25 protein-coding genes are annotated in these 24,991 nt (G+C 37.8%); 16 read left to right on the plus strand and 9 right to left on the minus strand.

Annotation, left to right across the window (positions count from 1 at the left end):
- Nucleotides 1–143 precede the first annotated feature (143 nt).
- The 5 genes from dnaG to ACFQZ9_RS18000 all read left to right on the plus strand — a co-directional run bounded on the left by dnaG (nucleotide 144) and on the right by ACFQZ9_RS18000 (nucleotide 6,113).
- Nucleotides 144–1,952, plus strand: coding sequence for a DNA primase (gene dnaG, locus ACFQZ9_RS17980; protein ID WP_498944800.1), 1,809 nt, complete (start codon nucleotides 144–146; stop codon nucleotides 1,950–1,952).
- 42 nt (nucleotides 1,953–1,994) lie between these two features.
- A complete protein-coding gene (gene rpoD / locus ACFQZ9_RS17985; RefSeq protein WP_198309219.1) occupies nucleotides 1,995–3,122 on the plus strand; it encodes an RNA polymerase sigma factor RpoD in 1,128 nt (375 codons plus the stop codon).
- A gap of 547 nt (nucleotides 3,123–3,669) precedes the next feature.
- Nucleotides 3,670–4,038: a cytochrome c550 gene (cccA, locus tag ACFQZ9_RS17990; RefSeq protein ID WP_198309218.1), complete on the plus strand. Its 369-nt coding sequence runs from the start codon at nucleotides 3,670–3,672 to the stop codon at nucleotides 4,036–4,038.
- 250 nt (nucleotides 4,039–4,288) lie between these two features.
- A complete protein-coding gene (locus ACFQZ9_RS17995; protein WP_498944801.1) occupies nucleotides 4,289–5,020 on the plus strand; it encodes a tRNA (adenine(22)-N(1))-methyltransferase in 732 nt (243 codons plus the stop codon).
- Nucleotides 4,998–6,113, plus strand: coding sequence for a Nif3-like dinuclear metal center hexameric protein (locus tag ACFQZ9_RS18000; protein ID WP_498944802.1), 1,116 nt, complete (start codon nucleotides 4,998–5,000; stop codon nucleotides 6,111–6,113). The genes ACFQZ9_RS17995 and ACFQZ9_RS18000 overlap by 23 nt, the downstream gene beginning before the upstream one ends.
- A gap of 63 nt (nucleotides 6,114–6,176) precedes the next feature.
- On the opposite strand, the gene ACFQZ9_RS18005 is transcribed toward ACFQZ9_RS18000, so the two are convergent.
- Nucleotides 6,177–7,118 carry a 4-hydroxy-3-methylbut-2-enyl diphosphate reductase gene (locus ACFQZ9_RS18005; RefSeq protein WP_498944803.1) on the minus strand — a complete coding sequence of 314 codons (942 nt, stop codon included), beginning with the start codon at nucleotides 7,116–7,118 and terminating at the stop codon, nucleotides 6,177–6,179.
- Between the two features lie 174 nt (nucleotides 7,119–7,292).
- Complete coding sequence (vrrA, locus tag ACFQZ9_RS18010; RefSeq protein WP_498944804.1) at nucleotides 7,293–8,051, minus strand: VrrA/YqfQ family protein; 759 nt, start codon at nucleotides 8,049–8,051, stop codon at nucleotides 7,293–7,295.
- Between the two features lie 258 nt (nucleotides 8,052–8,309).
- Between vrrA and ACFQZ9_RS18015 the strand changes: the two genes are divergently transcribed.
- Nucleotides 8,310–9,626: a DEAD/DEAH box helicase gene (locus ACFQZ9_RS18015; RefSeq protein WP_498944805.1), complete on the plus strand. Its 1,317-nt coding sequence runs from the start codon at nucleotides 8,310–8,312 to the stop codon at nucleotides 9,624–9,626.
- A 21-nt stretch (nucleotides 9,627–9,647) separates the two neighbouring features.
- Nucleotides 9,648–10,541, plus strand: coding sequence for a deoxyribonuclease IV (locus tag ACFQZ9_RS18020; protein WP_198309212.1), 894 nt, complete (start codon nucleotides 9,648–9,650; stop codon nucleotides 10,539–10,541).
- Nucleotides 10,542–10,580: 39 nt separating this feature from the next.
- On the opposite strand, the gene ACFQZ9_RS18025 is transcribed toward ACFQZ9_RS18020, so the two are convergent.
- Complete coding sequence (locus ACFQZ9_RS18025; protein ID WP_198309211.1) at nucleotides 10,581–10,841, minus strand: DUF2624 domain-containing protein; 261 nt, start codon at nucleotides 10,839–10,841, stop codon at nucleotides 10,581–10,583.
- A gap of 167 nt (nucleotides 10,842–11,008) precedes the next feature.
- On the opposite strand from ACFQZ9_RS18025, the gene ACFQZ9_RS18030 reads away from it, so the two are divergent.
- Genes ACFQZ9_RS18030 through zur form a run of 3 tightly spaced genes read left to right on the plus strand, consistent with a single transcriptional unit; the run spans nucleotide 11,009 to nucleotide 13,049 of the window.
- The gene (locus ACFQZ9_RS18030; protein WP_498944806.1) at nucleotides 11,009–11,782 is read left to right on the plus strand and encodes a metal ABC transporter ATP-binding protein; all 774 of its coding nucleotides are present in this window, start codon (nucleotides 11,009–11,011) and stop codon (nucleotides 11,780–11,782) included.
- On the plus strand, nucleotides 11,779–12,624 hold the full coding sequence (locus ACFQZ9_RS18035) for a metal ABC transporter permease (protein ID WP_026572435.1): 846 nt from the start codon (nucleotides 11,779–11,781) through the stop codon (nucleotides 12,622–12,624). The genes ACFQZ9_RS18030 and ACFQZ9_RS18035 overlap by 4 nt, the downstream gene beginning before the upstream one ends.
- Before the next feature lie 11 nt (nucleotides 12,625–12,635).
- Entirely contained in the window at nucleotides 12,636–13,049 is a 414-nt protein-coding gene (zur, locus tag ACFQZ9_RS18040) for a Fur family transcriptional regulator (protein ID WP_498944807.1), read from the plus strand.
- A gap of 211 nt (nucleotides 13,050–13,260) precedes the next feature.
- Here zur and ACFQZ9_RS18045 read toward each other — a convergent pair whose 3' ends face one another.
- Nucleotides 13,261–13,863 (minus strand): hypothetical protein, encoded by a 603-nt coding sequence (locus ACFQZ9_RS18045; RefSeq protein WP_498944808.1) that lies wholly within the window; start codon nucleotides 13,861–13,863, stop codon nucleotides 13,261–13,263.
- A gap of 183 nt (nucleotides 13,864–14,046) precedes the next feature.
- On the opposite strand from ACFQZ9_RS18045, the gene ACFQZ9_RS18050 reads away from it, so the two are divergent.
- Nucleotides 14,047–14,418 carry a hypothetical protein gene (locus ACFQZ9_RS18050; RefSeq protein ID WP_198309208.1) on the plus strand — a complete coding sequence of 124 codons (372 nt, stop codon included), beginning with the start codon at nucleotides 14,047–14,049 and terminating at the stop codon, nucleotides 14,416–14,418.
- A 64-nt stretch (nucleotides 14,419–14,482) separates the two neighbouring features.
- Here the strand turns inward: ACFQZ9_RS18050 and ispG are convergent, their stop codons facing one another.
- The 4 genes from ispG to ACFQZ9_RS18070 form a co-directional block, all read right to left on the minus strand.
- On the minus strand, nucleotides 14,483–15,583 hold the full coding sequence (ispG, locus tag ACFQZ9_RS18055) for a flavodoxin-dependent (E)-4-hydroxy-3-methylbut-2-enyl-diphosphate synthase (RefSeq protein ID WP_197031364.1): 1,101 nt from the start codon (nucleotides 15,581–15,583) through the stop codon (nucleotides 14,483–14,485).
- A gap of 141 nt (nucleotides 15,584–15,724) precedes the next feature.
- Entirely contained in the window at nucleotides 15,725–16,054 is a 330-nt protein-coding gene (yqfZ, locus tag ACFQZ9_RS18060) for a protein YqfZ (protein WP_198309207.1), read from the minus strand.
- An 88-nt stretch (nucleotides 16,055–16,142) separates the two neighbouring features.
- The gene (locus tag ACFQZ9_RS18065) at nucleotides 16,143–16,916 is read right to left on the minus strand and encodes a DUF1189 domain-containing protein (RefSeq protein WP_198309206.1); all 774 of its coding nucleotides are present in this window, start codon (nucleotides 16,914–16,916) and stop codon (nucleotides 16,143–16,145) included.
- Between the two features lie 99 nt (nucleotides 16,917–17,015).
- Nucleotides 17,016–17,711, minus strand: a complete 696-nt coding sequence (locus ACFQZ9_RS18070) for a Crp/Fnr family transcriptional regulator (protein WP_498944809.1) — start codon at nucleotides 17,709–17,711, stop codon at nucleotides 17,016–17,018.
- A 363-nt stretch (nucleotides 17,712–18,074) separates the two neighbouring features.
- Here ACFQZ9_RS18070 and ACFQZ9_RS18075 point away from each other — a divergent pair, with 363 nt between their 5' ends.
- The 4 genes from ACFQZ9_RS18075 (at nucleotide 18,075) to ACFQZ9_RS18090 (ending at nucleotide 23,402) form a co-directional block, all read left to right on the plus strand.
- The gene (locus ACFQZ9_RS18075) at nucleotides 18,075–18,683 is read left to right on the plus strand and encodes a superoxide dismutase (RefSeq protein WP_498944810.1); all 609 of its coding nucleotides are present in this window, start codon (nucleotides 18,075–18,077) and stop codon (nucleotides 18,681–18,683) included.
- Nucleotides 18,684–18,801: 118 nt separating this feature from the next.
- Nucleotides 18,802–20,019 (plus strand): MFS transporter, encoded by a 1,218-nt coding sequence (locus ACFQZ9_RS18080; RefSeq protein WP_198309203.1) that lies wholly within the window; start codon nucleotides 18,802–18,804, stop codon nucleotides 20,017–20,019.
- 214 nt (nucleotides 20,020–20,233) lie between these two features.
- Nucleotides 20,234–22,303 carry a peptidoglycan D,D-transpeptidase FtsI family protein gene (locus ACFQZ9_RS18085; protein ID WP_498945184.1) on the plus strand — a complete coding sequence of 690 codons (2,070 nt, stop codon included), beginning with the start codon at nucleotides 20,234–20,236 and terminating at the stop codon, nucleotides 22,301–22,303.
- Between the two features lie 184 nt (nucleotides 22,304–22,487).
- The gene (locus ACFQZ9_RS18090; protein WP_198309202.1) at nucleotides 22,488–23,402 is read left to right on the plus strand and encodes a phosphate ABC transporter substrate-binding protein; all 915 of its coding nucleotides are present in this window, start codon (nucleotides 22,488–22,490) and stop codon (nucleotides 23,400–23,402) included.
- A 61-nt stretch (nucleotides 23,403–23,463) separates the two neighbouring features.
- Here ACFQZ9_RS18090 and ACFQZ9_RS18095 read toward each other — a convergent pair whose 3' ends face one another.
- Nucleotides 23,464–23,679 (minus strand): hypothetical protein, encoded by a 216-nt coding sequence (locus ACFQZ9_RS18095; protein WP_198309201.1) that lies wholly within the window; start codon nucleotides 23,677–23,679, stop codon nucleotides 23,464–23,466.
- A gap of 275 nt (nucleotides 23,680–23,954) precedes the next feature.
- Between ACFQZ9_RS18095 and ACFQZ9_RS18100 the strand changes: the two genes are divergently transcribed.
- Nucleotides 23,955–24,863, plus strand: coding sequence for a phosphate ABC transporter substrate-binding protein (locus ACFQZ9_RS18100; RefSeq protein WP_133334538.1), 909 nt, complete (start codon nucleotides 23,955–23,957; stop codon nucleotides 24,861–24,863).
- Nucleotides 24,864–24,991: the final 128 nt, after the last annotated feature.

Here is a 24,991-nt window from a genome sequence, read left to right on the forward strand (position 1 = left end):
CGCTGATTTGGGAAAGGACCAAAACCTATTAGTTCACAAGAATGGGCAAAATTTATCATGTATTTAACAAAAAAATGTCGAAAATTGCAGGAATTTAATTATTCTTTATAGAATAATTGTTTGAACAAATGGAGTTGTTTTTCATGGCTGACCGAATTGCAGATGAAAAAATAGACCAAATTCGTCAGGCTGTTGATATTGTTGAAGTAATCAGTGATTATGTTCAACTTAAAAAACAGGGTAGAAATTATTTTGGATTATGCCCATTCCATGGAGAAAATACCCCATCATTTTCCGTTTCATCCGATAAACAAATTTTTCATTGCTTTGGATGTGGTGCGGGCGGAAATGCTTTTACATTTTTAATGGAGCTTGAAGGTATTTCTTTTCAGGAAGCTGCTGTGAAGTTGGCAGAAAAGGCGAATATTGAGCTTCAAGTGAATTTCTCCCATGATGGAAAAGAGAAACGAATTTCTAAAGAGCTCCAATCCATGCAAGATGCTCATGAACTTTTACGTAAATTTTATCATCACTTGCTTGTAAACACAAAAGAGGGTCAGCATGCATTAGAATATTTGCTTAAAAGAGGCTTTACCAGGGAATCGATTGATAAGTTTCAAATAGGCTATTCTTTAAATTCTTGGGATTTTGTTTATAAATTTCTTGCAAAAAGAGATTTTCCACCAGAATGGATGGAGAAAGCCGGTTTGATTATCAAGCGTGAAAAGGACGGAACCTATTTCGATAGATTTAGGGATCGTGTCATGTTTCCAATTTTTGATCGAAATGGTAAAACGATTGCTTTTTCAGGGAGATCTCTAGGGGCTGACGAGCCCAAGTATTTAAATAGTCCCGAAACGGCAATCTTTAATAAGAGTAAAATTTTATATAATTTTCATTTGGCTAGGCCAAGTATGAAAAAAGCTCAGCAGGCTGTTTTATTTGAAGGCTTTGCAGATGTAATTGCTGCAGACCGGGCCGAAATTGAAAATGGGATTGCTACCATGGGTACGGCGCTGACAGAGGAACATATATCCCTGTTAAGGCAAAATGTTCAATCTGTTTTGATTTGCTATGATTCCGACAAGGCTGGAATTGAAGCTGCCTATCGTGCAGGGAGATTGCTTGGCGATGCGGGTCTTCAGCTTAAAGTAGCAACGATGCCTGAAAACAAAGACCCAGATGAATATATTAAAAAATTTGGCCCTGAAAAGTTCCGCAATGAAGTGATTAGCGCAAGCTTAACCTGGATGTCTTTTAAATTCCTTTATTTTCGAAGAGGAAAAAATCTTCAGCTTGAAGGAGATAGGCTTACCTATATCGAAGAAATAATTAAGGAAATAAGCAAATTACCAATGGCTGTTGAAAGGGATCATTATCTCAGACAGCTTGCGGCTGAATTTTCGTTATCGCTGGATGCTTTAAAGCAACAGCAAAAACAAATCTTTTTTGCAGAAAAAAAGAAAACAAATGCGACCAATGTGCCGCTTAATAAATCAAACATTAAGCCGGTGAAAGTGAATGATTTAAAACCTGCACACATCAATGCAGAACGGTACTTAATAGCCCATATGCTTAAAAATAGAGATGTTGCTTACAAGGTACAGGAATTATTGCAGGGGCAAGCGTTTAATGTGGATGAACATCAGGCAATAATAACCTATCTGTTTGGATTTTATGAAGAACATCTCCAGCCTGACTCAAGTGCTTTTTTATCCTATATCCAAGATGATAATCTCAGAAGTTTGGTTGCAAACATTGAAATGATGTCCATTAATGATGAATTAAGCAGCCAAGAATTAAATGATTATATCAAACAGGTGTTGAATTATCAAAAAATGTTAAAGATAAAAGAAAAAGAACTTGAAGAAAGAGAAGCTGATCGAAATAAGGATTACAAGAAGGCAGCTGCAATTGCAATGGAAATTATTCAATTACGAAAATCACTTTAGTACTCATTATAGTGTCTTTGATTTTTGGAAGGAGGGGGACATATGGCTGAAAAATCTGCCCGTTCAAAAGAGGTTGAAAATGAATTAACCCTTGAACAAGTAAAAGACCAGATTACCGAGCTGGGAAAAAAAATTGGTGTCCTTGCCTACGATGATATTGCTGAAAAAATGGCTAATTTTGATCTAGAATCTGATCAAATGGATGAATTTTATGAATTCCTGGGTGATCAAGGAATAGAATTAGTCGGAGATAGTGACGAGGAAGACCCTAATGTTAATCAATTAGCAAAAGAAGATGATGATGAATTTGATTTAAATGATCTTAGCGTGCCTCCTGGAGTTAAGATTAATGACCCTGTCCGTATGTACTTGAAGGAAATTGGCCGCGTTGATTTACTTTCAGCTGAAGAGGAAATTTCATTGGCAAACCGGATTGAACAAGGTGATGAAGAAGCGAAACGACGTCTCGCAGAAGCCAACTTGCGACTTGTTGTAAGTATTGCCAAACGTTATGTAGGCCGTGGAATGCTATTCCTTGATTTAATCCAAGAAGGAAATATGGGTCTTATTAAAGCGGTAGAAAAATTTGACTATCGCAAAGGCTTTAAGTTTAGTACGTACGCCACTTGGTGGATTCGGCAGGCTATTACTCGCGCTATTGCCGACCAAGCACGTACAATCCGTATTCCGGTTCACATGGTCGAAACCATTAATAAATTAATTCGAGTCCAGCGACAATTACTGCAGGATCTTGGCCGCGAACCAACTCCTGAGGAAATTGGTGAGGATATGGATTTAACTCCTGATAAGGTAAGAGAAATCCTTAAAATTGCGCAGGAACCCGTTTCCCTCGAAACCCCAATTGGTGAGGAAGACGATTCGCATCTTGGTGATTTTATCGAGGATCAGGACGCAACCTCGCCGTCTGAGCATGCAGCATATGAATTGCTTAAAGAGCAGCTAGAGGACGTTTTAGATACATTAACCGACCGAGAAGAAAATGTTCTTCGTTTGCGTTTCGGCTTAGATGATGGACGTACACGTACTTTAGAAGAGGTTGGTAAGGTTTTCGGTGTAACTAGAGAACGTATCCGCCAAATTGAAGCAAAAGCTTTGCGTAAATTGCGACATCCTAGCCGTAGTAAGCGTCTTAAAGACTTTTTAGAATAAAATCCCTCTAAATAGTTTACTTCTTTATTGAAGTAAACTATTTTTTTGACTTAAAAGACTTTTGTTTTTTATTTTACTGAATTGTCTTTCATTTTGCAAATAGACTCCAAAATTCTTTTTTCCATTAAATTGGTTAAATGTTTTTCTGGAAAAGGAATTATTTGGATTTTGTTAAACGGGAGCAGGTAACACTTCTAATTTCACTTATATTTATATAATATTATCTATACAAAATATTTAAGAAGTGGGAAAATAAAAAATCCTCTGTATAATAAAATTAGAAAGCGTATACAAGGAATTGCTTAAGAGGAGTTTAAAATGGAATTTTGATTTAATTACCAGAAAAATTGGTTGTTAAAAAGAAAATAGGGAAAAATAGAAAGAGGCTGAGCGGGGATAAAATTTCGGTCTCTTTTATCTTTTTTATAAAGAATATTGGACAAAGTAAGATTAGGACTTTTCCTTCTGTCGATTTTCAAGTAAAATAGTAGTTGTTTGTAGACGTTCTATTATTTAACAGCAGTACATACATAAGGGAGGTTATAGCATGAAGCGAAATCCGGTTATTCCTTACATTTTGATCTTTGTTTTTGGAATCGGATTAACATTCTTATTATCCTTTAAGGGCCTCGGTGATATGAAAGAGGTTGCGAAGGATAAAAATGGTGGTGGAGGCGCCGAAAAGACAGAAACGGTTGCTACTAAACCAGAAGATATTTATAAACAAACATGTATTGGCTGTCATGGTGACCAATACCAAGGTGTGGTGGGTCCTTCACTAAAAGGTATCGGCAGTAAGTTATCTAAGGATGAGATTATTCACATCATCACAAAAGGTAAAGGCAACATGCCACCAAACTTAGTTCCACAAGAACAAGCCGAAGCAATGGCAGAGTGGGTATCAAAGATTAAATAAAAAATGTTTTATTAAGAAAGTCCTTTGCATCTGTAAAGGACTTTTTTTATACTTAGAAAAGCGGATAGGCGCTTAGCTTTCGGCGACAAGCATAAGACGAGCCGGCAGGAAGGTTGTTCTTTAACCTTCTTGACGGAGTGGCTGTAGACCATAGAGCCGATGGCGCCTGGAGCTGGACAATTCTCGAAGTAGAATGTTATTTATTCAGATTATTTATAAGATGGAATTCTAAAAGGTGTGGTGAAGATTTTTGAACACAGATAAATTATCTAACCGTTTGGCGACGGTTGCAAAATATGTTCCTAATGGAGCAAAACTTGCCGATATCGGCTCTGATCATGCCTATTTACCTTGTTTCCTTGCAAAAAACGAAGCAATTGTATTCGCTATAGCCGGTGAAGTAGTGGAGGGACCATTTAAATCTGCCGTCGGAAATGTACAATCAGAGGATCTGTCGGATATAGTTTCTGTTCGTTTAGGTAATGGCTTAGAAGTCATCGAGGTTGGTGAAGTCGATTGCATAACCATTGCGGGAATGGGCGGAGCCTTGATTGCAAATATATTAGAAAATGGGAAAGAGAAGCTACAGACCGTTAAGCGACTAATCTTACAACCGAATATAAGTGCTTCTTCCATACGAAAATGGCTTATCGAGCACCAATGGGAGCTTATTGCGGAAGAAATTCTAGAGGAAGATGGAAAAATATACGAGGTTTTGGTAGCTGAAAATGGCGACACTTTTAAACCATATGAAAACACCCAATTAGAACTTGGGCTTTTAGTCGGTCCCTTTTTATTACATAAAAAAGATGAAACATTTAAAAAGAAATGGCATATGGAAAAGGAAAATTGGAAAAGAATTTATTCCCAGCTTGAAGGGGCGGCAGCTACCGAAGAAACTGAACAGAAAAAACAGGAGCTTTTAGAGAAAATTAAAATGGTAGAGGAGGCATTAGGGGATGAAAATAGCGAACGGTCATGAAATCATCCAATTATTTGAACGGTTTTCTCCAAAAGGTTTAGCGATGGAGGGCGATAAAATTGGTCTGCAGATTGGCAGGCTTAATAAAAAAATAGACCGAATCATGATTGCTCTTGATGTTCTGGAGGAAGTCATTGACGAGGCAATTGAAAAAAATGTTCAGCTCATTATTGCTCATCATCCTCCAATTTTTCGGCCGCTAAAAAATCTGCTTACAGATACAACTCAGGGAAGAATGATTGAAAAACTGTTAAAGCATGATATTGCTGTTTATGCAGCTCATACCAATCTTGATGTGGCAAAAGGTGGGGTTAATGATTTACTTGCAGCTGCTCTTGGCTTGGAAAATTCAAAAGTCCTTGTCCCTACCTATGAAACCCCGTTAAAGAAAATAGTTGTTTTTGTACCGAGAAGCCATGAGGAGCAAGTGAGAAAGGCACTTGGAAATGCAGGTGCAGGCTTTATCGGAAATTATAGCCATTGTTCCTTTACAACAGATGGTACAGGAAGGTTTTTACCTGGAGAAGATACAAAACCGTATTTGGGAGTACCTGGACAATTAGAAGAAGCACTCGAGGTACGAATTGAAACCATTATTCAGGAGCATCTGCTTAAAAAAGTCATTTCGGGGATGATTAAAGCTCATCCATATGAAGAGGTTGCCTATGATGTCTATCCGGTTGAAAATACTGGTGAAGTACTGGGATTGGGTAGAATTGGAACAGTTCAAGAGATGACATTAAAGGAATTTACCGAGAAAGTAAAAAACGCTCTTGAGGTAGATCAGGTAAGAGTAGTTGGTGATATAACCGCTAAGATTAAAAAAGTTGCAGTGTTGGGTGGCGACGGAAATAAATATTTTACACAGGCAAAGTTTAGTGGTGCAGATGTTTATGTTACCGGAGATATTTATTATCACACTGCACATGATGCCATGATGTTGGGCTTGAATATGATTGACCCAGGTCATAATGTTGAAAAGGTGATGAAAAAAGGAGTTACCGCCGTGCTTCAAAAAATGTGTGAAGAATCCGGCTACCAAGTAGAGATCTTTCCGTCTGAAATCAATACCGATCCCTTTACTTTTGTTTAAGTGTGAAGGTCTAAGCAATGAAAGCCTTAGAAAGTGAAAAAACCGGTCCATTGACCGGTTTTTTTAACTTTTTTTCACTTTAGGAAGAATCTTGTTCAATGGGACGTTTTTTCTTCGTTCCCATGTGGCTTCATTATTTGGGTCAAATTGTTCAAGAAAACTAATCACCTCTTTGGTGATTGGGGTTGGTGTGGATGCACCGGCTGTTACAGCCACTGTTTTAGCGTCCTTAACCCATTCAATTTCCAGCTCTTCGATATTCGCAATACGATATGCTTTTGTTCCGGCAATTTCCTCTGAAACCTGTGCAAGACGATTTGAATTATTACTTTTTGGATCGCCAACAACAATTGTCACGTCCGCTTCAGTTGCTTGACCAGCCACCGCCTCTTGACGAATTTGTGTAGCATGACAAATTTCATTATGGACCTCTACATGCGGATACTTTTCCTGAACCTTCTTCATTGTATCTGCGACATCCCATTGGCTCATCGTAGTTTGATTTGTAACGATTAGTTTGTCACTATCGATGTTCAATGCTTCTACATCCTCAGGAGTCTGTACTAAGTGGACAAATCCCGGAGCAACGCCGACAGCACCTTCTGGTTCTGGATGTCCTTTTTTTCCAATATAGATTGTTTGGTAACCCTGACTAGCTTTTTCATGTATTAAATCATGGGTCCTTGTTACGTCCGGGCATGTAGCATCAATCGTAACAAGCCCTTTTTCTTTAGCAATCTGACGAACCTCTGGAGAAATACCGTGGGCTGTAAAAATTACGGTACCTGATTCAACTTTATCAAGGATGTCCTTACGATTTTCTCCGTCAAGGGTAATAATTCCTTCCTCAGCAAAAGCATCGGTGACATGCTTATTATGAACAAGCATTCCAAGAATATAAATCGGACGCGGCAATGTTTTATCTAGTGCGGCATTTCTAGCAATGACCATGGCATCGACAACACCATAACAATAACCACGTGGTGATATTTTTATTATTTCCATATAAGTAAGTCCTCCTAAAAAGAACATGAAATTCACAATCTATGTATTTATTATATAAAACTAATAGAAATAAAACAAAGATACATTTTTCCTTTATTTTTATTAAGGTCGAGGCGTCACTGTACTTTTTTCCACAATAAAAATAAAAAGAATGCTGTTCCCAGCATTCTTGGTTTATATATATAGTTTAGGAACTGAGGTACCTTTCTGACGCTTTGTTTCCTGGTGGTCTGGGCGTTTTCTTGATGTATGCTGTTGTTCAGATTTATGACTGCTGGACTGTTTACTCGCTGTGTGCTGTTTTTTTTGCTGAGTCCGTTTTTTACCTCCTTTAGTAGTGTTAGAGGTAGTTTTTGAACTCGATTCATTCTTGTCTGTGCTTTCGTCAACTTTTGCTGATTCTTCCGTGTGGTCAGGTGCATTTTTTAAACCCCTGTATAATTTCCACATGGCCGGCAAATTTTTGACTAGCGGGCCATACTGCTGGATCATCGGGCCAATGGTTTGAGCCGTTTTTAACACTTGCTGGGTATTGTTTAATAAGCCGCTAATACCACCTGGATTACTTAAGGACTGCAGTAGACCTCCACCACCACCGGAAGCTGCTCTGCCTGCGCCCTGGATAGCGCCAAGTCCATTCATTCCGCCAGCTGGATTGCCTCTTCCTAAAATCCTTGATAGCAATCCACCGCCTCCGCTTCTTCCCATTTGTCCGGCCCCACCCATCATAGGGTTTCCGCCGCCGAACATATTAGCGGCTGGTCCAGCCATCGGATTTCTGCCGCCAAACATACTAGCACCTGGTCCACCCATTGGGCTTCTGCCGCCAAACGGGTTCATCATTGGTCCGCCTCCGCCAAATGGACTTGATCCTGGTCCCATCATTCGGGGGCCCATTCCCCCTTGCATTCCGTTCATAGGTCCTGGTTGCATCTCTATACCTCCCCCCCAAAAACGTCTTCATGCTTTAAAATATGCTTATAACCAATTTTGGTTTAGGTCTAATGCACAGGACAACAGGAAATTTTCTGATTTAAAATGTGTTAAAAGGTAAATGATGTAAATAGAAAAAAGATTACTGGAGTTTTGGATGAATATTTACTATAATTGCATGATGGACGAAAAGCGGAAACTCTTGTAAAAGCAAGAAAACCATTCCTAAAACAGATTAATTTAATGAGGAGCAATTAAATGAAGGAAAATCAATTTGATCGTTTTAAATTTCAACCTTTTATTATAGAAGCACTAAATCAACAAGGTTTTTATAAGCCAACCGAAATACAAGAAAAGATGATTCCACTGGTTTTAAAATCAGAAAGCGCCATTGGACAATCACAAACCGGAACGGGTAAAACACATGCTTTCGTTTTGCCTATTCTTGAAAAAATTAAGCCGGAGGTTCAGCAGGTTCAAGCGGTCATTACGGCGCCAACAAGGGAACTAGCCTCACAAATTTATCATCAAATTTTAAAAATGACAGAACATTGCAGCGCAGATCAATCAATCATGACTAGATGCTATATAGGTGGAACGGACAAGCAGAGGACAATTGATAAATTAAAAATACAGCCTCATATTGTGGTAGGGACACCGGGAAGAATTAAGGATCTTATGACCGAGCAAGCCTTATTTGTTCATACTGCGGATACTCTCGTTGTCGATGAAGCAGATATGATGCTCGATATGGGATTTATTGAAGATTTGGATCAAGTTGCCGCGAAAATGCCGGAAAAATTACAAATGTTAGTTTTTTCTGCAACCATTCCCGAAAAGCTGAAACCGTTTCTTAAAAAATATATGGAAAATCCTAAGATTATCCAAATTGATTCAAAACAAAGGGCAGCAGTTAATTTAGAGCATCTTCTATTACCATCAAGACATCGAAATAAAAAACAATTGGTTCATGATGCATTACTCGCATACAACCCTTATTTAGCCATTGTTTTTACGAATACTAAAAAAATGGCAGAAGAAGTCGCTGGTTTTTTAATTGAAAAAGGGTTAAAGGTTGGCAGGGTCCATGGGGATTTAAATCCGCGTGAACGTAAGAAAATGATGAAACAAATTCAAGACCTTGAATTCCAATATATTGTTGCCACTGATTTGGCTGCAAGAGGAATTGATATCGAAGGCGTCAGTCACGTCATTAACTATGAATTGCCGACGGATTTAGATTTTTATGTTCATCGGGTAGGGAGAACGGCAAGAGCTGGAAATTCGGGGATTGCTCTTACCATCTACGATCTTTCCGATGAAGATGCCCTTATCCGTTTAGAAAAAATGGGGATACAATTTAAATATGTAGATCTTAAAAATGAAGAATTTGTTGAGATCGAGGATCGAAATAGACGAAAAACAAGGGTTAAGCAAGAAGACGCGGCGGATAAAGTTGCGAAGTCAATGATTAAAAAACCGCAAAAGGTTAAACCGGGATATAAAAAGAAAATGCAATGGGAAATGGATAAAATTAAAAAACGGCAGCGAAAATTAAACCAGAGAAAAAAATAACGAGTGAATGGAGAGGGAAAAATGCTGAAAATTGGATCTCACGTTTCCATGAGCGGCAAGAATATGCTTCTGGCTGCAAGTGAAGAAGCTGTATCTTATGGCGCAAATACGTTTATGATTTATACCGGCGCTCCACAAAACACACGAAGAAAAAAGATTGAGGATTTGAACATCGAAGCAGGAAGAAGACATATGGAAGAGAACGGCATTTCTGAAATTGTTGTTCATGCCCCCTATATTATTAATATTGGGAATACAACAAATCCAGATACCTTTGAATTAGGTGTAAGATTCCTTCGGTCAGAAATTGAGCGAACAGAAGCACTCGGAGCAAAGCAAATTGTTCTCCATCCCGGTGCACATGTCGGTGAGGGAACAGAAGCAGGTATTACAAAAATTATTGAAGGATTAAATGAAGTATTAACAGGAAAAGAAAACCTACAAATAGCATTGGAAACAATGGCGGGGAAAGGATCAGAATGCGGGAAATCCTTTGAGGAACTTGCGATGATCATCGATGGAGTTACCTATAGTGATAAGCTTTCGGTTTGTTTTGATACCTGCCATACCCACGATGCCGGCTATAATATTGTCGAAGATTTTGATGGCGTATTAAATGAATTTGATAAAATAATTGGAATTGACCGCTTAAAGGTTCTGCATATTAATGATAGTAAAAATGCTGTCGGGATGAGAAAGGACCGTCATGAAAATATTGGATTTGGGCATATTGGTTTTAATGCCCTGAACTATATTATTCACCATCCGCAGCTTACAGACATTCCTAAAATTTTAGAAACTCCATTTGTCGGCGAGGATAAAAATAATAAAAAGGCGCCTTATAAATTTGAAATTGCTATGCTTCGTGAACAGAAGTTTAACGACAACCTTCTGGATGAAATTATGCAATCATAAGAAAAAAAGCTGTGCGACTTTGCACAGCTTTTTTGAATCCTAATTAGCTTTTGTTAATTGCATAAATAGTTTATTTACTTCACGTGCTGTTTCCGGTCCGGCAGCTTTGGCTATTTCTTTTACTAATGCAGCGCGTTCACGGTCATCAAAAATATTAATATTTTTTCCTCGTAAGTATTCAGCGATTTTTTTCGCTTGGGTTCTGTTTACCGAAATATTAAATTGCTTGGCATACTTTAATAATTCTTCGGCAGTAATGGTATTAATTTTATGATTAATGATGTTTTCAAATATCCTCACCCTCATCACTCCTCTGTGCTAATGTATGAAAAAGGAGGAAGAATGTGACTCATCCAAAAAGATTTTATGGGCTTATTTTGAATTACTTTACAACTGGGAAGACCTATTGTATACTACATGATGTTAAATCGGAATGATTCTTAAAATTAAAGGTGAGAGTTCAGCATATGCAATCAATCATTGAAATTAAGCATCTTTTTTATCGTTATGAAAAAGACACGGTCCTTGAGGACATTAATCTTTTGGTGCCAGATGGCTCTTTTTTAGCGATTGTCGGACCAAACGGTTCAGGAAAGTCAACGCTTTTAAAGCTAATTCTAGGTCTTTTGAAACCGCAAAAAGGGGAAATTTATTTATTCAATCAAGAGCTAAGTAAATTTAAAGATTGGCAAAAGATTGGTTATGTTTCCCAAAAGGCCAATTCTTTTAATACTGGTTTCCCGGCAACCGTATTCGAAGTCGTCTCAAGCGGTCTAACAAAAAAAATTGGGATGTTCCGGTTCTTTAAGAAAGAGCATTCACAAAGGGTAATGGAGGCTCTCGAGGCAGTCGGAATGGATAAATTCAGCAGGCGGAATATTGGTGAGCTTTCAGGTGGTCAACAGCAGAGAGTATTTATAGCTCGTGCACTTGTCAGTGAGCCAAAGCTCTTAATCCTTGATGAGCCGACGGTCGGAGTAGACGCACAAAATGTAAATTCGTTTTATCAAATGCTTGGAAATTTAAATACGAAGCGGGGGATTACCCTTTTACTGGTGACCCATGATATTGGGACGATATCAGAAAAGGTAACACAAGTCGCCTGCCTAAATAAACATATGCATTTTCACGGGAATACAGAGGAATTTGAGAGGTATAGAACAGAGGGTATCTCGGATTTCTATGGACATGGTGTTCACATGCTGTCCCATCAACATGATCACGGAGGCGAGTCAGAGTGATTCAAGGAATTTTTCATTATGAATTTTTACAAAATGCCTTTTTAACCGGAATCATGATTGGCTTCCTCGCTCCTTTATTAGGTGTATTCATTGTAGTAAGAAGACTTTCCTTAATTGCCGATGCCTTAAGCCATGTTACACTGGCAGGAATTGCAGCAAGCCTTTTAATCGAAAAATACTTCACGGTGATGGCGGGGTTAAATCCACTTTATTTGGGGATGGCCTTCTCGGTGGGCGGCTCCTTATTTATTGAAAAGCTAAGAGGAGTTTATAAACATTACCAAGAATTAGCGATTCCGATTATCCTTTCAAGCGGGATTGGACTAGGAGTTATCTTTATTTCACTTGCCAATGGATTCAATACAGATTTATTTAGTTATTTGTTTGGCAGTGTATCTGCTGTTAGCCGTACTGATTTATGGGTTATTTTTATTATTTGTCTTTTAGTTGTTCTTGCGATTATTTTATTGTATAAAGAATTGTTTTTATTATCATTTGATGAAGAGCATGCCAAGGCATCTGGAATTGCAGCCAAAAGTATTCATTTTATTTTTATCGTAATGGTCGCACTTGTCATAGCGGCTTCGATGCGCATTGTCGGGATTCTATTGGTTTCCTCGTTAATGACTTTACCTGTTGCCGCAAGTATTCGAATTGCCAAGGGGTTTAAACAGACAATTTTCTTTTCAGTGCTCTTTGGGGAAATCGCTGTAATGGGAGGACTCTTTACTGCTTATTATTTAGATTTGGCACCAGGTGGAACGATTGTCATGATTGCAGTTCTTATTTTAATTTTTTCTATTCTTTCTAAAAAAATGACGGTTCATAAACAGGTGCAATAGAGGTGAAACACGTGAACGTTAATGAGGCAATACAATATTTAAAAGAAAAAGGTTTTAAGCACACAGGGAAAAGGGAAGAAATGCTGCAATTATTTGCGGATAGTGATAAATATTTAACGGCTAAGGATGTGTTAGACCGATTAAAGGAAGGGTATCCTGGATTGAGTTTTGATACCATCTACCGCAATCTTTCTTTATTTGTAAAAATGGGAATCCTGGAAATGACGGAATTGTCGGGGGAAAAGCATTTTCGTTTTACCTGCTCACATCATAGCCACCACCATCATTTTATTTGCCTTGACTGCGGAAAGACAAAAGAGATTGAAACTTGTCCAATGAATGAGTTAAGTGAGGATTTAATTGGGTATGATATATCGGGCCATAAATTTGAAATTTACGGAAGATGCCCGGACTGTATTCAATAACTATAATAAAGGCTATGTAAAAGGAGAATGTTGATTTTTGAACAACGTTGATTGGAGCGGAAGGCACGAAGACTCCTGTGGGAGTACCGGACAGAGGAGGCTCCCCGAACCGCCCACGAACCGCTTGTGCCTGGAGCGGAAATCAACCACCAAGTTTAACAGAGCCATAATAAAAAAACAGCTTGTATAACAAACTGTTTTTTTTTGTACATTAAAGGGTTGTAAGTATCGCTTTTTTTTCTTCATGATTTGTTTTTAACCAACGTTCAACCCATTTAAATGCTTCAAACCAATTGTTAACACGGATCACTCCAGATGGAATTGGATCTTGGTTATAGGGGGTATTAAATAAAATAACCGGGATATGACATTCTTCATGAATCATCACAGCATTATCGTGTTTATCCTCAAAAAATATGTCGACCCGATGTTTTTTTACCGTCTCAACTTTATCATGTGATCCAATTAAATCAATGTTATGGTAGGTTAACCCTTTTTTTCTGAACCAATTTTTTGTATTTTCCAGTAAATGTGGGCCGCGGGCGCTAATGAAATATAGTTGATGTTGATCCTTCCACGTATTTAGAATATGGTCAGCCCCATCTGCAAGCGGTGATTCCTCATAGATCTTTGGTTCGTTTTCACTAAACCATTTTGAAAATTCCTCTTCCGGAACATTTACAAAAGGAGTTAAATCGTATTGGTTTATATCGGAAAGGTGAAGATTTAACCCAAAGTCTTTATTTATAAAGGGTAAAAGCGCAGAAGGACTTGTTACCGTTCCATCAATGTCTATGCCAAATTTTTTTCTCATTGCTGTCACCTACATTGCTAATTAGTATCTTATTTTATTGTACCAAAGAGAGTTATCACACTAAAGCTAAATATTTTTGAAGTACTTGAAGAAAAACCCTATTGCAGACAAACATTAACAAACTAAAAAGAAAAAGAAAACAAATACTAATAAGGCTCCTATAACTGAAAGTGAGGGATCAAGATGGCAGACCAAGATAGAGACACTGGGGTGCGTGAAAATACCGAAAGTGCATACATTGGACAAGACATCCCAAATAACCCTTCAGACTATAGAGAAGAAACGGCAGCAGAAATTGCTGCACCTATACCTGTTGCTAGGCGAAGGGAACATGATGATATTAGAGGCCGGGCAGAGGGTGGTACGGGTACTGGTTATGTTGCATTAGCACTATCGATTTTATCTCTGTTTGTATTGCCGATTCTTTTTGGTGCAGCAGGTATTGTGTTAGGATTCATTGCCAGAGGCAGAGGAGCAACTGGTCTCGGTGCATGGGCAATCGGGATTGGTGTCGTATCGATTATCATCGGTATTTTTATCCTCCCATTTTTTTAACCAATAACCTGCTATAGGGGCAATTGATAAAAAAACCCGGTAGTTTTAACTACCGGGTTTTTTCTTATTTCGTCACTTTTTCTTCTTCAGCCTTTTTCCTGAAATATTCCTCTGCAACTTGGTCTATTTCTTTTTTTAATTCTTCGACCATTTGATCCTCCGGAACTTTACGGACGATTTCGCCTTTTCTAAATAACAGGCCTTCACCTCGGGCACCGGCAATCCCGATATCAGCTTCACGTGCTTCACCAGGACCATTGACAGCACATCCAAGCACAGAAACCTTGATAGGGGCCTTAATGTTCTGAATGTATTCTTCTACTTCATTAGCAATACTAATTAAGTCGATTTCAATCCGTCCACATGTAGGACATGAAATGAGTGTTGCGGCATTGGAGGAAAGTCCAAATACCTTTAAAAGTTCTCGTGCTACTTTGACTTCTTCAACAGGGTCCGCACTTAAAGATACTCGAAGGGTGTTTCCAATCCCTTTGTTGATGATTGCTCCTAATCCAGCTGCGCTTTTCACTGTTCCGGAAAAGAGCGTCCCCGATTCTGTAATCCCCAAATGAAGTGGATAATCAAAAGCACGAGCCGCTTTTTCATATGCTTCAATTGCAAGATTGACATCAGATGCTTTCATGGAAACAATGATGTCGTGAAAATCGAGATCTTCAAGAATTTTGATATGATGAAGGGCGCTTTCGACCATTCCATCAGCAGTTGGATAGCCGTATTTTTCAATGATTCGTTTTTCAAGAGAACCGGCGTTTACCCCGATACGGATTGGAATTCCGCGTTCTTTTGCCGCTTTTACAACAGCTTCAACTTTTTCTCGTTTTCCAATATTACCGGGATTAATACGGATTTTATCTGCTCCGCCTTCAATCGCCTTTAATGCCAATTTATAATCAAAATGGATGTCAACTACAAGCGGAATATTGATTCTTTTTTTTATTTCAGAAATAGCATTTGCAGCACGCTCATCCGGACAAGCTACCCTGACAATTTGACATCCAGCTTCCTCTAGACGCTTGATTTCGGCTACAGTAGCCTCAACATCATGCGTTTTAGTGGTTGTCATACTTTGTATAATGATTTCATTGTTTCCGCCAATCGTTAAATTACCGACTTTAATTGGCCGGGTTTTCGTACGATGTATAATTTCACTCACGTGGAATTCGCTCCTTTAAATTGGAATTCGAATAAAAGGTAAATAATCAAATCAACTTATTTTATCAGTCATTTACTAATCTTGACAAGACAAACGGTTTTATCCCGATTACTTAGATTAATCAGAACCTGATTAATTCGAGTAATCAGGAAATTGATAGGTGGCCCCAACTTGAATTTTTTCAGGTGAATATCCAGGATTTAAAAGTTGGAAATCTTTTACTAATTCGGTGATCGACACGGGCAGCGGCTTCTTTAATTGATGTTCAACAATGGATATAACCGTTTCACCTGGTTCAACGGTTGCTTCAAAAGAAGGGATAGCTGATTTTTTTTGTGAATTAGGTTCAACCTTTGCCTCGACTGTTTGAATCGAATCGCTTGGCAGGGTACCAATCGTTAAGTCAATGTATATAACATATATAATCAAAGCAGTAATCACTAGACCTAATAATTTTTTCATATGTACAGACCTCCAAAAGGAAAGTTTGTACATTTTTATGCTTGTCCACTTTTAAATAGACCAAAAAAACACACCAAAAATGGCGTGTTTAGTCGATTTTTTTCGGTTTTGGTGTTTCATTGATTGCTAAATATAACACAATGATGATGACAAACCAGTTAATTAAAAAGCTGTTTGGTACAGTGGTTTTTAATGCAGCCATAATGGTGAAGAATATGGTCGGCAATGTTTCACTATAAGCAGCCATTCTCCATAAATGCCGGTAATTTAATTTTCTTCCTAAAAGGTTTTTTAATGCTAATCCAATAAAGGCTAAAACGGAGACCTCAATAAAACTTGCCGCACTTGAAAATAAATAAATTAGAAGAGCCGCGATTGGAATAATAATCGTCTTCATATCATCTAAAGCTTGAATGAAGTCCATTAAATCATTTTGAGTTACGTGTAATCCTTGAAGCATTGAATAAGGATAGGTTTGGACTTCTCCGCCGGAGGCTAATACAAACTCGTCCTTTAATAAGGCAAAGGCATTTTCCTCATCGGCAACATCCTGTTCAGAGACAGCTCCAGTCGGATCAAGCATGATGGTGAATTGATTTTTATTGATGGTAATGGGAACTTTCGTATCTGCATCAAGTTTACCGTTCTTAATTTCAAATGAAGGGATTTCATCTTTAATAACAGTCTTTGCCGTGTCAATTCCGTTTGCAAGGGAAGTACTTAAATAATAGACAGACGGGAGAATAGAAATGAAAGTAAGGAAAAATACATATAAGATAGTTTTTCCAATACCCTGAAACCGAAAAAGGGCTATATCCTTAGGGGAATATAAACTTTTATAAAATTGTTTAAAAATATTCATAATGACCACCTTTACATTGATTCACCATTCTATTGTAGCCGCTTAGAGCGTTATATACAAGAATGATCAAGTTAACAAAGGTAATTGAAAATTCCCCGCTTAATTAAGGCCGCAAATTTCATGTTTACAATTCTGGCAGTCGACTTCTTGTTTCAGGTAACTTAATTTTTTGATAATGAATTTTTGCTGATCATATGAAATGATTTCTTTTTCTCGCAAATCTTTTAATAATCGTTGAATGACTTCCCGTGTTCCAAACGTTAAATTGGCGAGCTCCTGATGGGTTATGGGGATGTCGATGAGAATTCCATCAGGAATTGCAACCCCGTAGGAATTGCAAAGACGAATTAAAATTGAATATAAGCCGCCCTTTTTTCCATTCATAATTAAATCCATGCATTTTATTTGGGCCTTGATATGACAGACGCTCATCCAAGCGAGAAGAGCATTCGTGGCATCTGGATCTAGGGAAACAAACTCTTCAAATTGCTCCTTATTAATCATGATTAGTTCGCAGTCTGTGAGTGTTTTTGCGTTAAATTGATAATAGGGGTTTTTAGAAAAAAGCTGATACTCTACCAGAATTTCATGATGACTTAAAATCTTTAGAGTGAAGTCCTTGCCGCTTTCATGAACCCTCCCAATAGCGATACTTCCTTTAACGATTAAGTAAATATAGTTTACAAGCTCTTTTTCTTGAAATAGAACCGTGCCACCTTTTACTTTTTGAATGGGCTCATTAATTGAAAAAAAATTATGTAATAACTGATAGATCATCCTATTTGATTTTTGCATATTCTCCACTCCTCAATTTGATTTAAATGCGGAAAGGATATCCTGTCAATAAGAGGTTTTCCATTAACTGGAGGCAGTTTTTTCTCATTTAGCTCAAAAGGTTGATAGAACAACCTTTTGAAATCATGACAACTTTTCGAAAAATTCTAGGGATATCAATGTGTTTTTTTATTTTTCTTTTTTGTGAATATAAACTGATTTTCAGGGGATTGTATCTTTGTGGTATTAGCGTAGGCATTTCATTTGAAACCGGCTAATATATTTGGTAATCTTAAGGAGAAAAGCTTTAGAAATATTCTAATATCATTATGATTTTAGTTTACTAAGGCCCAAAATAAAAACGTATACATAGGAGGATGTAACATGGCATTCGAATTACCGCAATTACCTTATGCAGAAGATGCACTTGAACCACACATCGACAAAGAAACAATGAACATTCACCACACTAGACACCACAATACTTATGTTACCAATTTAAACAACGCTTTAGCAGGAAATGAAGAGTTATTATCTAAGTCTGTTGAAGAAGTAATCTCTAACTTAGATGCAGTTCCTGAAGCTGCACGTACTGCTGTACGCAACAATGGCGGCGGACATGCAAACCACTCTTTATTCTGGACAATTCTTTCACCAAACGGCGGCGGTGCACCATCTGGTGAACTAGCTGATGCCATCAACAGCAAATTTGGCAGCCTTGAAGCTTTCAAAGAAGAATTTGCTAAAGCAGCAACTACTCGTTTCGGTTCCGGCTGGGCTTGGTTGGCTGTAAATAACGGAGAATTAGAAGTTACAAGTACTCCTAACCAAGACTCTCCATTAATGGAAGGTAAAACTCCAATCCTTGGTCTTGATGTTTGGGAGCATGCTTACTACTTAAAATATCAAAACAAACGCCCTGACTACATCGGTGCATTCTGGAATGTAGTAAACTGGGATGAAGTATCGAAGCGTTACAGCGAAGCGAAATAATTATGTATTGAAAAAAGACAGCTATCTTTGCTGTCTTTTTTTATGGAATTGTTTACAGAAAGGTGAATAAGAAAATCTTGCTTGTTAAAGACTACCCTTATGAAAAAGGGGAGTCTTTATGGCAAAAAAATTTAAGTTTTTGGGTGAAGTAGAACTAACAAAGGATCTCACATTATTGCTGTTAATTGGTGGGCTATATTCTTTAAGCGTTGCTCTTTCCAACACATTTGTGAACATTTACTTATGGAAGCAAACAGGACAATATTCTGACTTGGCATTGTACAACCTATCAATTGTTGTCCTTCAGCCATTGACGTTTATTTTAGCCGGAAAATGGGCGAAGAAAATTGACCGAGTCATTGTTCTTAGAATTGGTGTAATCTTTCTGACATTCTTTTATGTTACTGTTTTAGTAGCCGGAAAACACGCATCAACCTATCTTCTTCTTTTGGGAAGCCTTTTGGGGATTGGCTACGGGTTTTATTGGCTCGCTTATAATGTTTTAACATTTGAAATAACAGAGCCGGAAACTCGAGATTTTTTTAACGGTTTTCTAGGGATTTTATCATCCGCCGGAGGAATGATTGGTCCTCTAGCAGCAGGGATTATCATCACACGATTTGAGAAATTTGCTGGTTATTCTATTGTCTTTGGCTTATCACTTAGTTTATTTGCTCTCGCCGTTTTCTTGAGCTTTTCTTTGAAACGCAGGCCAGCACATGGAAAGTATTGTTTTACGAGAATTTTGGCGGAAAGAAAACAAAATGAAAATTGGCGTCTCGTAACGAATGCTCATTTTTTTCAGGGCTTAAGAGAAGGGACGTTTTTGTTTGTCATTTCTGTATTCGTGTACATTTCAACCGGCAGTGAGTTGGCCTTAGGAACCTATGGCCTCCTTAATTCCGGTATTTCCTTTATTGCCTATTACTTTGCCTCAAGGTTAATTAAAAAAAGAGCCAGAAAAAAAGCGATTCTCATTGGCGGCATCCTTCTTTATTTAGCGATCTTGTTGATTGTTTGGGATGTGAATTTCGTTAAACTGTTAATTTATGCAGCCACTATTGCGATTGCTTACCCACTTTTACTGGTACCATACATTTCAACTACATATGATGTCATTGGTACAGGGTGGAAAGCAGCTGAAATGAGGATTGAATATATTGTTGTTCGGGAAATTTTCTTAAATGTTGGCAGAATTGTTTCGATTTTGTTATTCTTAGCCGCTATTACTTGGTTTAATGAGAAAAACAGTATCCCAATCCTCCTATTAATATTAGGGGCGGGACATACATGTATTTATTGGTTTATCAAACGAGTTCAAATACCTACTGCCTAAAGCGATGAGAAGAAATTTACTCATCGCTTTTTCCATTTTTTATAAAGAAACTGTGACTTTAGTCGATTGTTGTAAATTGGTAAGGGTTGATAATAGTAAAAGTGAGCTTTTTCTTATAAAATAGAGAATGTTATGTTGAGCAATAAGGAAGTGAGAATCGATTTTGAATCAAAAAAAGAAAAAGAAGAAGACACATGTTCCCTTTCGGTTAAATATGTTATTCTTTGTGGTATTTTTACTTTTTTCTATACTAATCCTGCGTCTTGGTGTAGTCCAAATTGTCTATGGGGACGATTTTAAACGGGAAATTCAGCGGACGGAAGATATTACAGTCAATAATCCTGTCCCCCGCGGTAAAATGTTTGATCGAAATGGGAAGGTTATTGTTGATAACAAGCCATTAAATGCGATCACCTATACGAAATATCAAAATACAAACCAAGAAGAAATGATCCAAACAGCTGAAAAGCTGGCTAGATTAATTAAAGTGGATACGTCTAAAATTCGTGACCGTGATAAGAAGGATTTTTGGATGATCAAGAATCCAGAAAAGGCGAAAGAAAAAATAACAAAAAAAGAATGGGCATTATTTGAACAGAAAAAATTGGATGATAAGGATCTTTATAAATTACAATTAGAAAGAATCACTGCTAAAGACCTCAGCAGTTTTTCGAATGAAGATCTAAAAACATTGGCGATTTATCGGCAATTTAACAGCGGTTATGCTTTAACACCGCAAATTGTGAAAAATAAAAAGGTATCAGACAAAGAGTTTGCGGTCGTAAGTGAGAATTTGGAGAATCTACCTGGTGTAGATACGACAACCGATTGGGATCGCAAATATCCATTTGGGAAAACGTTAAGAACAGTCTTAGGCAATGTCACTTCTTCTGAGGAAGGTATTCCTAAGGAACAGATTGATGAGTATCTCGCCCGGGATTACAGCCGAAACGACCGAGTGGGAAAAAGTTATATTGAAGCCGAATATGAAGATGTACTTCATGGTCAAAAGGCCAAAGTGAAAAACCAGACCGATAAATCTGGAAATGTTTTATCTACAGAGCTTCTTTCGCAAGGTAAACGCGGCAAAGACCTCGTTTTAACCATCGACATGGATTTGCAGCTTAAAGTTGAAAAAATCATTGAAGAAGAACTTTGGAAAGCAAAAGCCTATCCGAGAACCGGATTACTGGACCGTGCCTTTGTTGTTTTGATGGATCCGCATACTGGTGAGGTTTTAACCATGGCCGGTAAACAAATTGCCCACGATGAGAAAACCGGTAGAGCGGTAATGAGAGATTTTGCTCTAGGAAATATAACAACATCTTATAACGTTGGTTCTGCAGTAAAGGGTGCTACGGTGTTAACTGGATATAAAACTGGTGCGATTCATCCCGGGTCAATGCAACTAGATGAACCATTAAGAATTGCCAGCACGCCAATTAAAGCTTCATGGAAAACCTTTGGGTGGATTAATGATTTACAAGCACTTCAAGTCTCTTCTAACGTATATATGTGGAAAACTGTGATTGCCATGGCAGGAGGACATTATGCTCCCGGGCAGCCTTTGCCATTAGACTTAACAAAAGTTAATACGATTCGGCAATCCTTTAATCAATTTGGCTTGGGGGCTATGACGGGGATTGACCTCCCTAACGAGAGTGCCGGGTTTAAAGGAATTGTCAGGCAGCCGGGTAACCTTCTTGACCTTGCAATTGGTCAGTTTGATACGTATACCACAATGCAGCTTGCTCAGTATATTTCTACTATTGCTAATGGTGGGTACCGCGTACAGCCGCATCTTGTAAAGGAAATACGTGAACCAATTATGGAAAAAAATCAATTGGGGCCGATTGTTCAAGAAATTCAACCGAAAATATTAAATCGGATAGATGAAAAGGATTCGTGGATTAATCGTGTAAAAGAAGGATTTAGAATGGTCATGCAGACAACAGGAGGTACAGCTTACAGTTATTTTAAAGGTGCTGATTACAGTCCTGCAGGGAAAACTGGAACGGCTCAAGCGTTTTACGATGGACCTGACCGTAGTAAATTTGGAAAGATTCCTCCTGAGGTAATGAACTTAAGTCTTGTGAGTTTTGCTCCATCTAATAATCCTGAGGTCGCTATGGCTGTTTTAGTTCCATGGGTTTACCAAGGCAATAGCGGACCAAGTGTAAATAACTATATTGGCCGCCGAGTATTAGATGCTTATTTTGATTTAAAGAAAGAACGGGCTAAGAAAAGTCAAAAGGCTTTATCGGCTGGTAAAAATAATGGCTAATAAAAAACTTGTCTCATTATGAGGCAAGTTTTTTTGCTTTTTACACATTGGTAAAAATGAATAATTCGACATAGATTTACAAAAGGTTTACATTCCCTTAAAACACAGTTAACAGTCAGGTATTATCATGAAACATGTAAGCAAAACAAAAAACCACCAAATTTCTTAGGGGGAATTACAGAAAATGAAAAGCTTTAAAAAAATTAGTCTTGCAACAATTTTAGCAGCTTTAATGATAGTGATGGCTGCCTGTGGAAGCACAACATCCAAGGAAACAAAAGAAACTGCAAAGAATGATCAGTCGAATACAAAAGAACTTTCCGGCTCATTAGTTATCTCCGGTTCAACTGCATTACAGCCATTAGCGTCTGCGGCGGCTGAAGAATTTATGAACAAAAACTCAAAAGTAAGCATCCAAGTAAACGGCGGTGGATCCGGTACTGGTCTATCACAAGTTGCCCAAGGTGCGGTCCAAATTGGTAACTCTGACCTTTTCGCTGAAGAAAAAGGTGTCGATGCAAGCCAATTAGTTGACCATCAAGTTGCTGTAGTTGGTATTACTGCTGCAGTAAACTCTAAAGTAGGTATTAAAGATATTAAAAAAGCTGACCTTATCAAAGTTTTCACTGGTAAAATTACAAACTGGAAAGAGCTTGGCGGAGCAGACCAAAAAATTACGCTTGTAAACCGTCCTGATTCTTCAGGTACACGTGCAGTATTCAATAAATTAGCATTAGATGGAGCTACTCCTGCCGAAGGCGTTACAGAAGATGCATCAAATACAGTTAAAAAGATTATTAACGAAACTCCAGGTGCAATTGGATACCTTGCATTCTCATATTTAACTGACAACACAGTAACAGCTCTTTCAATCGATGGTGTAGAACCAACTACAGAAAATGTAACAACTGGTAAGTTCCCAGTTTGGGCTTATGAGCATGCTTATACAAAAGGTGAGCCAAACGAAGTAGCAAAAGCATTCCTTGACTACATGATGAGCGATGAAGTTCAAACTAATATTGTAACTAAACAAGGCTATATTCCTGTAACATCAATGAAAGTAGAACGTGATGCAAAAGGAAATGTTACGAATAAGTAATCAATACAAAGAAAAATGGGGTACCCAGTAATTGGGTACCCCATTTTTCTTATGTAATCAATTATTTTTTAATGGGAGGGTTGTTTACATCGACATGAAAGGGTAATGAGTTTATTCCTTTTTCTTTACCATAGAACAGCTCTTGAATTTTTTGATTAGCCTCTTCTGCCTCTGAGCTTACAAATGCAGAACTCCGAGCACCATAGTCTTTAAATCCTTTATTCATTTCTCGATTTGCTTCCTCTGCTTCATTTTCAAATTGACGATCTTCCCTCACTTTAATTCCTCCTTTTTTCCATAGTTATACTTCTCTGCTTCGGGATATATTATTAACTTTTTATACTCACTACCAACGTATGGATTATTGTTATTTGTTAAAGACTATTTGTGTTCCATTTCATCAGAATTGTAAACTTATGTAAATATTTTTACGATAACTTAATATTACTTTACGTAGCATTTACACAGAATTTAAATGCAGTTAACACTTCACCGTTAATATGTAATATGTAAGGCAGACAAGTAATCAAAATCCTTAGGAGGAATGAATAAATGAAAAGCATAAAAAAGTTTAGCCTTGTAACAATTTTAGCAGCTTTAATGGTAGTAATGGCTGCCTGTGGAGGCGGAACAAATAAAGATCAATCAAAGAATAATGACGGAGCTAACACAAAAGAACTTTCTGGTTCTTTAGTAATTTCCGGTTCGACAGCATTGCAGCCTTTAGCGTCTGCAGCGGCTGAGGAATTTATGAACAAAAATTCAAAAGTAAGCATCCAAGTAAATGGCGGTGGGTCTGGTACAGGTCTATCACAGGTTGCACAGGGTGCGGTTCAAATTGGTAACTCTGACCTTTTTGCTGAAGAAAAAGGAATGGATGCAAGTCAGTTAGTTGACCATAAAGTCGCTGTAGTTGGAATTACAGCTGCAGTAAACCCTAAAGTCGGAATCAAAGATATTAAAAAAGCGGATCTTATCAAAGTTTTCACTGGTAAAATCACTAACTGGAAAGAACTTGGCGGTGCAGACCAAAAAATTACGCTTGTAAACCGTCCGGATTCTTCAGGTACTCGTGCAGTATTCAATAAATTGGCTTTAGATGGTGCAACTCCTGCTGAAGGAATTACAGAAGATGCTTCAAATACAGTTAAAAAGATTATTAATGAAACTCCGGGCGCAATTGGATATCTTGCTTTCTCATATTTAACTGATGACACAGTAACAGCTCTTTCAATCGATGGAGTAGCACCAACTACTGAAAATGTTACAACTGGTAAATTCCCAGTTTGGGCTTATGAGCATGCATATACAAAAGGTGAGCCAACTGGAGCAGCAAAAGCGTTCTTAGATTACATGATGAGCGATGAAGTTCAAACGAATATCGTAACTAAACAAGGTTATATTCCTGTAACACAAATGAAAGTAGAACGTGATGCAAAAGGGAATGTTTCGAACAAGTAATTGAAATACTAAATGAAAAGGGTGTGTCATCAAAAGTAAACCTTTTGGTGCGCACCTTTTTTTACATTTCATATACCGATCATGAAATACATTGAGGAAAATTAATCATCTTTACAAAAACTTAATAT

It is taken from the genome of Neobacillus sp. GCM10027624 (assembly GCF_042675345.1).
Lineage (GTDB): Bacteria > Bacillota > Bacilli > Bacillales > Cytobacillaceae > Neobacillus > Neobacillus cucumis_D.

What these genes read in the sequence shown, in the direction of transcription:
- ACFQZ9_RS18050 (WP_198309208.1), top strand. Translation starts at nt 14,047, where the DNA reads ATGGCAGACCAAGATAGAGACACTGGGGTGCGTGAAAATACCGAAAGT.
- ACFQZ9_RS18075 (WP_498944810.1), top strand. Translation starts at nt 18,075, where the DNA reads ATGGCATTCGAATTACCGCAATTACCTTATGCAGAAGATGCACTTGAA.
- ACFQZ9_RS18100 (WP_133334538.1), top strand. Translation starts at nt 23,955, where the DNA reads ATGAAAAGCATAAAAAAGTTTAGCCTTGTAACAATTTTAGCAGCTTTA.
- ACFQZ9_RS18085 (WP_498945184.1), top strand. Translation starts at nt 20,234, where the DNA reads ATGTTATTCTTTGTGGTATTTTTACTTTTTTCTATACTAATCCTGCGT.
- yqfZ (WP_198309207.1), bottom strand. Translation starts at nt 16,054, where the DNA reads ATGAAAAAATTATTAGGTCTAGTGATTACTGCTTTGATTATATATGTT.
- vrrA (WP_498944804.1), bottom strand. Translation starts at nt 8,051, where the DNA reads ATGCAACCAGGACCTATGAACGGAATGCAAGGGGGAATGGGCCCCCGA.
- ACFQZ9_RS18020 (WP_198309212.1), top strand. Translation starts at nt 9,648, where the DNA reads ATGCTGAAAATTGGATCTCACGTTTCCATGAGCGGCAAGAATATGCTT.
- dnaG (WP_498944800.1), top strand. Translation starts at nt 144, where the DNA reads ATGGCTGACCGAATTGCAGATGAAAAAATAGACCAAATTCGTCAGGCT.
- ACFQZ9_RS18005 (WP_498944803.1), bottom strand. Translation starts at nt 7,118, where the DNA reads ATGGAAATAATAAAAATATCACCACGTGGTTATTGTTATGGTGTTGTC.
- ACFQZ9_RS18080 (WP_198309203.1), top strand. Translation starts at nt 18,802, where the DNA reads ATGGCAAAAAAATTTAAGTTTTTGGGTGAAGTAGAACTAACAAAGGAT.
- ACFQZ9_RS18045 (WP_498944808.1), bottom strand. Translation starts at nt 13,863, where the DNA reads ATGAGAAAAAAATTTGGCATAGACATTGATGGAACGGTAACAAGTCCT.
- ACFQZ9_RS18015 (WP_498944805.1), top strand. Translation starts at nt 8,310, where the DNA reads ATGAAGGAAAATCAATTTGATCGTTTTAAATTTCAACCTTTTATTATA.
- ACFQZ9_RS18070 (WP_498944809.1), bottom strand. Translation starts at nt 17,711, where the DNA reads ATGCAAAAATCAAATAGGATGATCTATCAGTTATTACATAATTTTTTT.
- ACFQZ9_RS18030 (WP_498944806.1), top strand. Translation starts at nt 11,009, where the DNA reads ATGCAATCAATCATTGAAATTAAGCATCTTTTTTATCGTTATGAAAAA.
- ACFQZ9_RS18000 (WP_498944802.1), top strand. Translation starts at nt 4,998, where the DNA reads ATGAAAATAGCGAACGGTCATGAAATCATCCAATTATTTGAACGGTTT.
- ACFQZ9_RS18090 (WP_198309202.1), top strand. Translation starts at nt 22,488, where the DNA reads ATGAAAAGCTTTAAAAAAATTAGTCTTGCAACAATTTTAGCAGCTTTA.
- ACFQZ9_RS18065 (WP_198309206.1), bottom strand. Translation starts at nt 16,916, where the DNA reads ATGAATATTTTTAAACAATTTTATAAAAGTTTATATTCCCCTAAGGAT.
- cccA (WP_198309218.1), top strand. Translation starts at nt 3,670, where the DNA reads ATGAAGCGAAATCCGGTTATTCCTTACATTTTGATCTTTGTTTTTGGA.
- rpoD (WP_198309219.1), top strand. Translation starts at nt 1,995, where the DNA reads ATGGCTGAAAAATCTGCCCGTTCAAAAGAGGTTGAAAATGAATTAACC.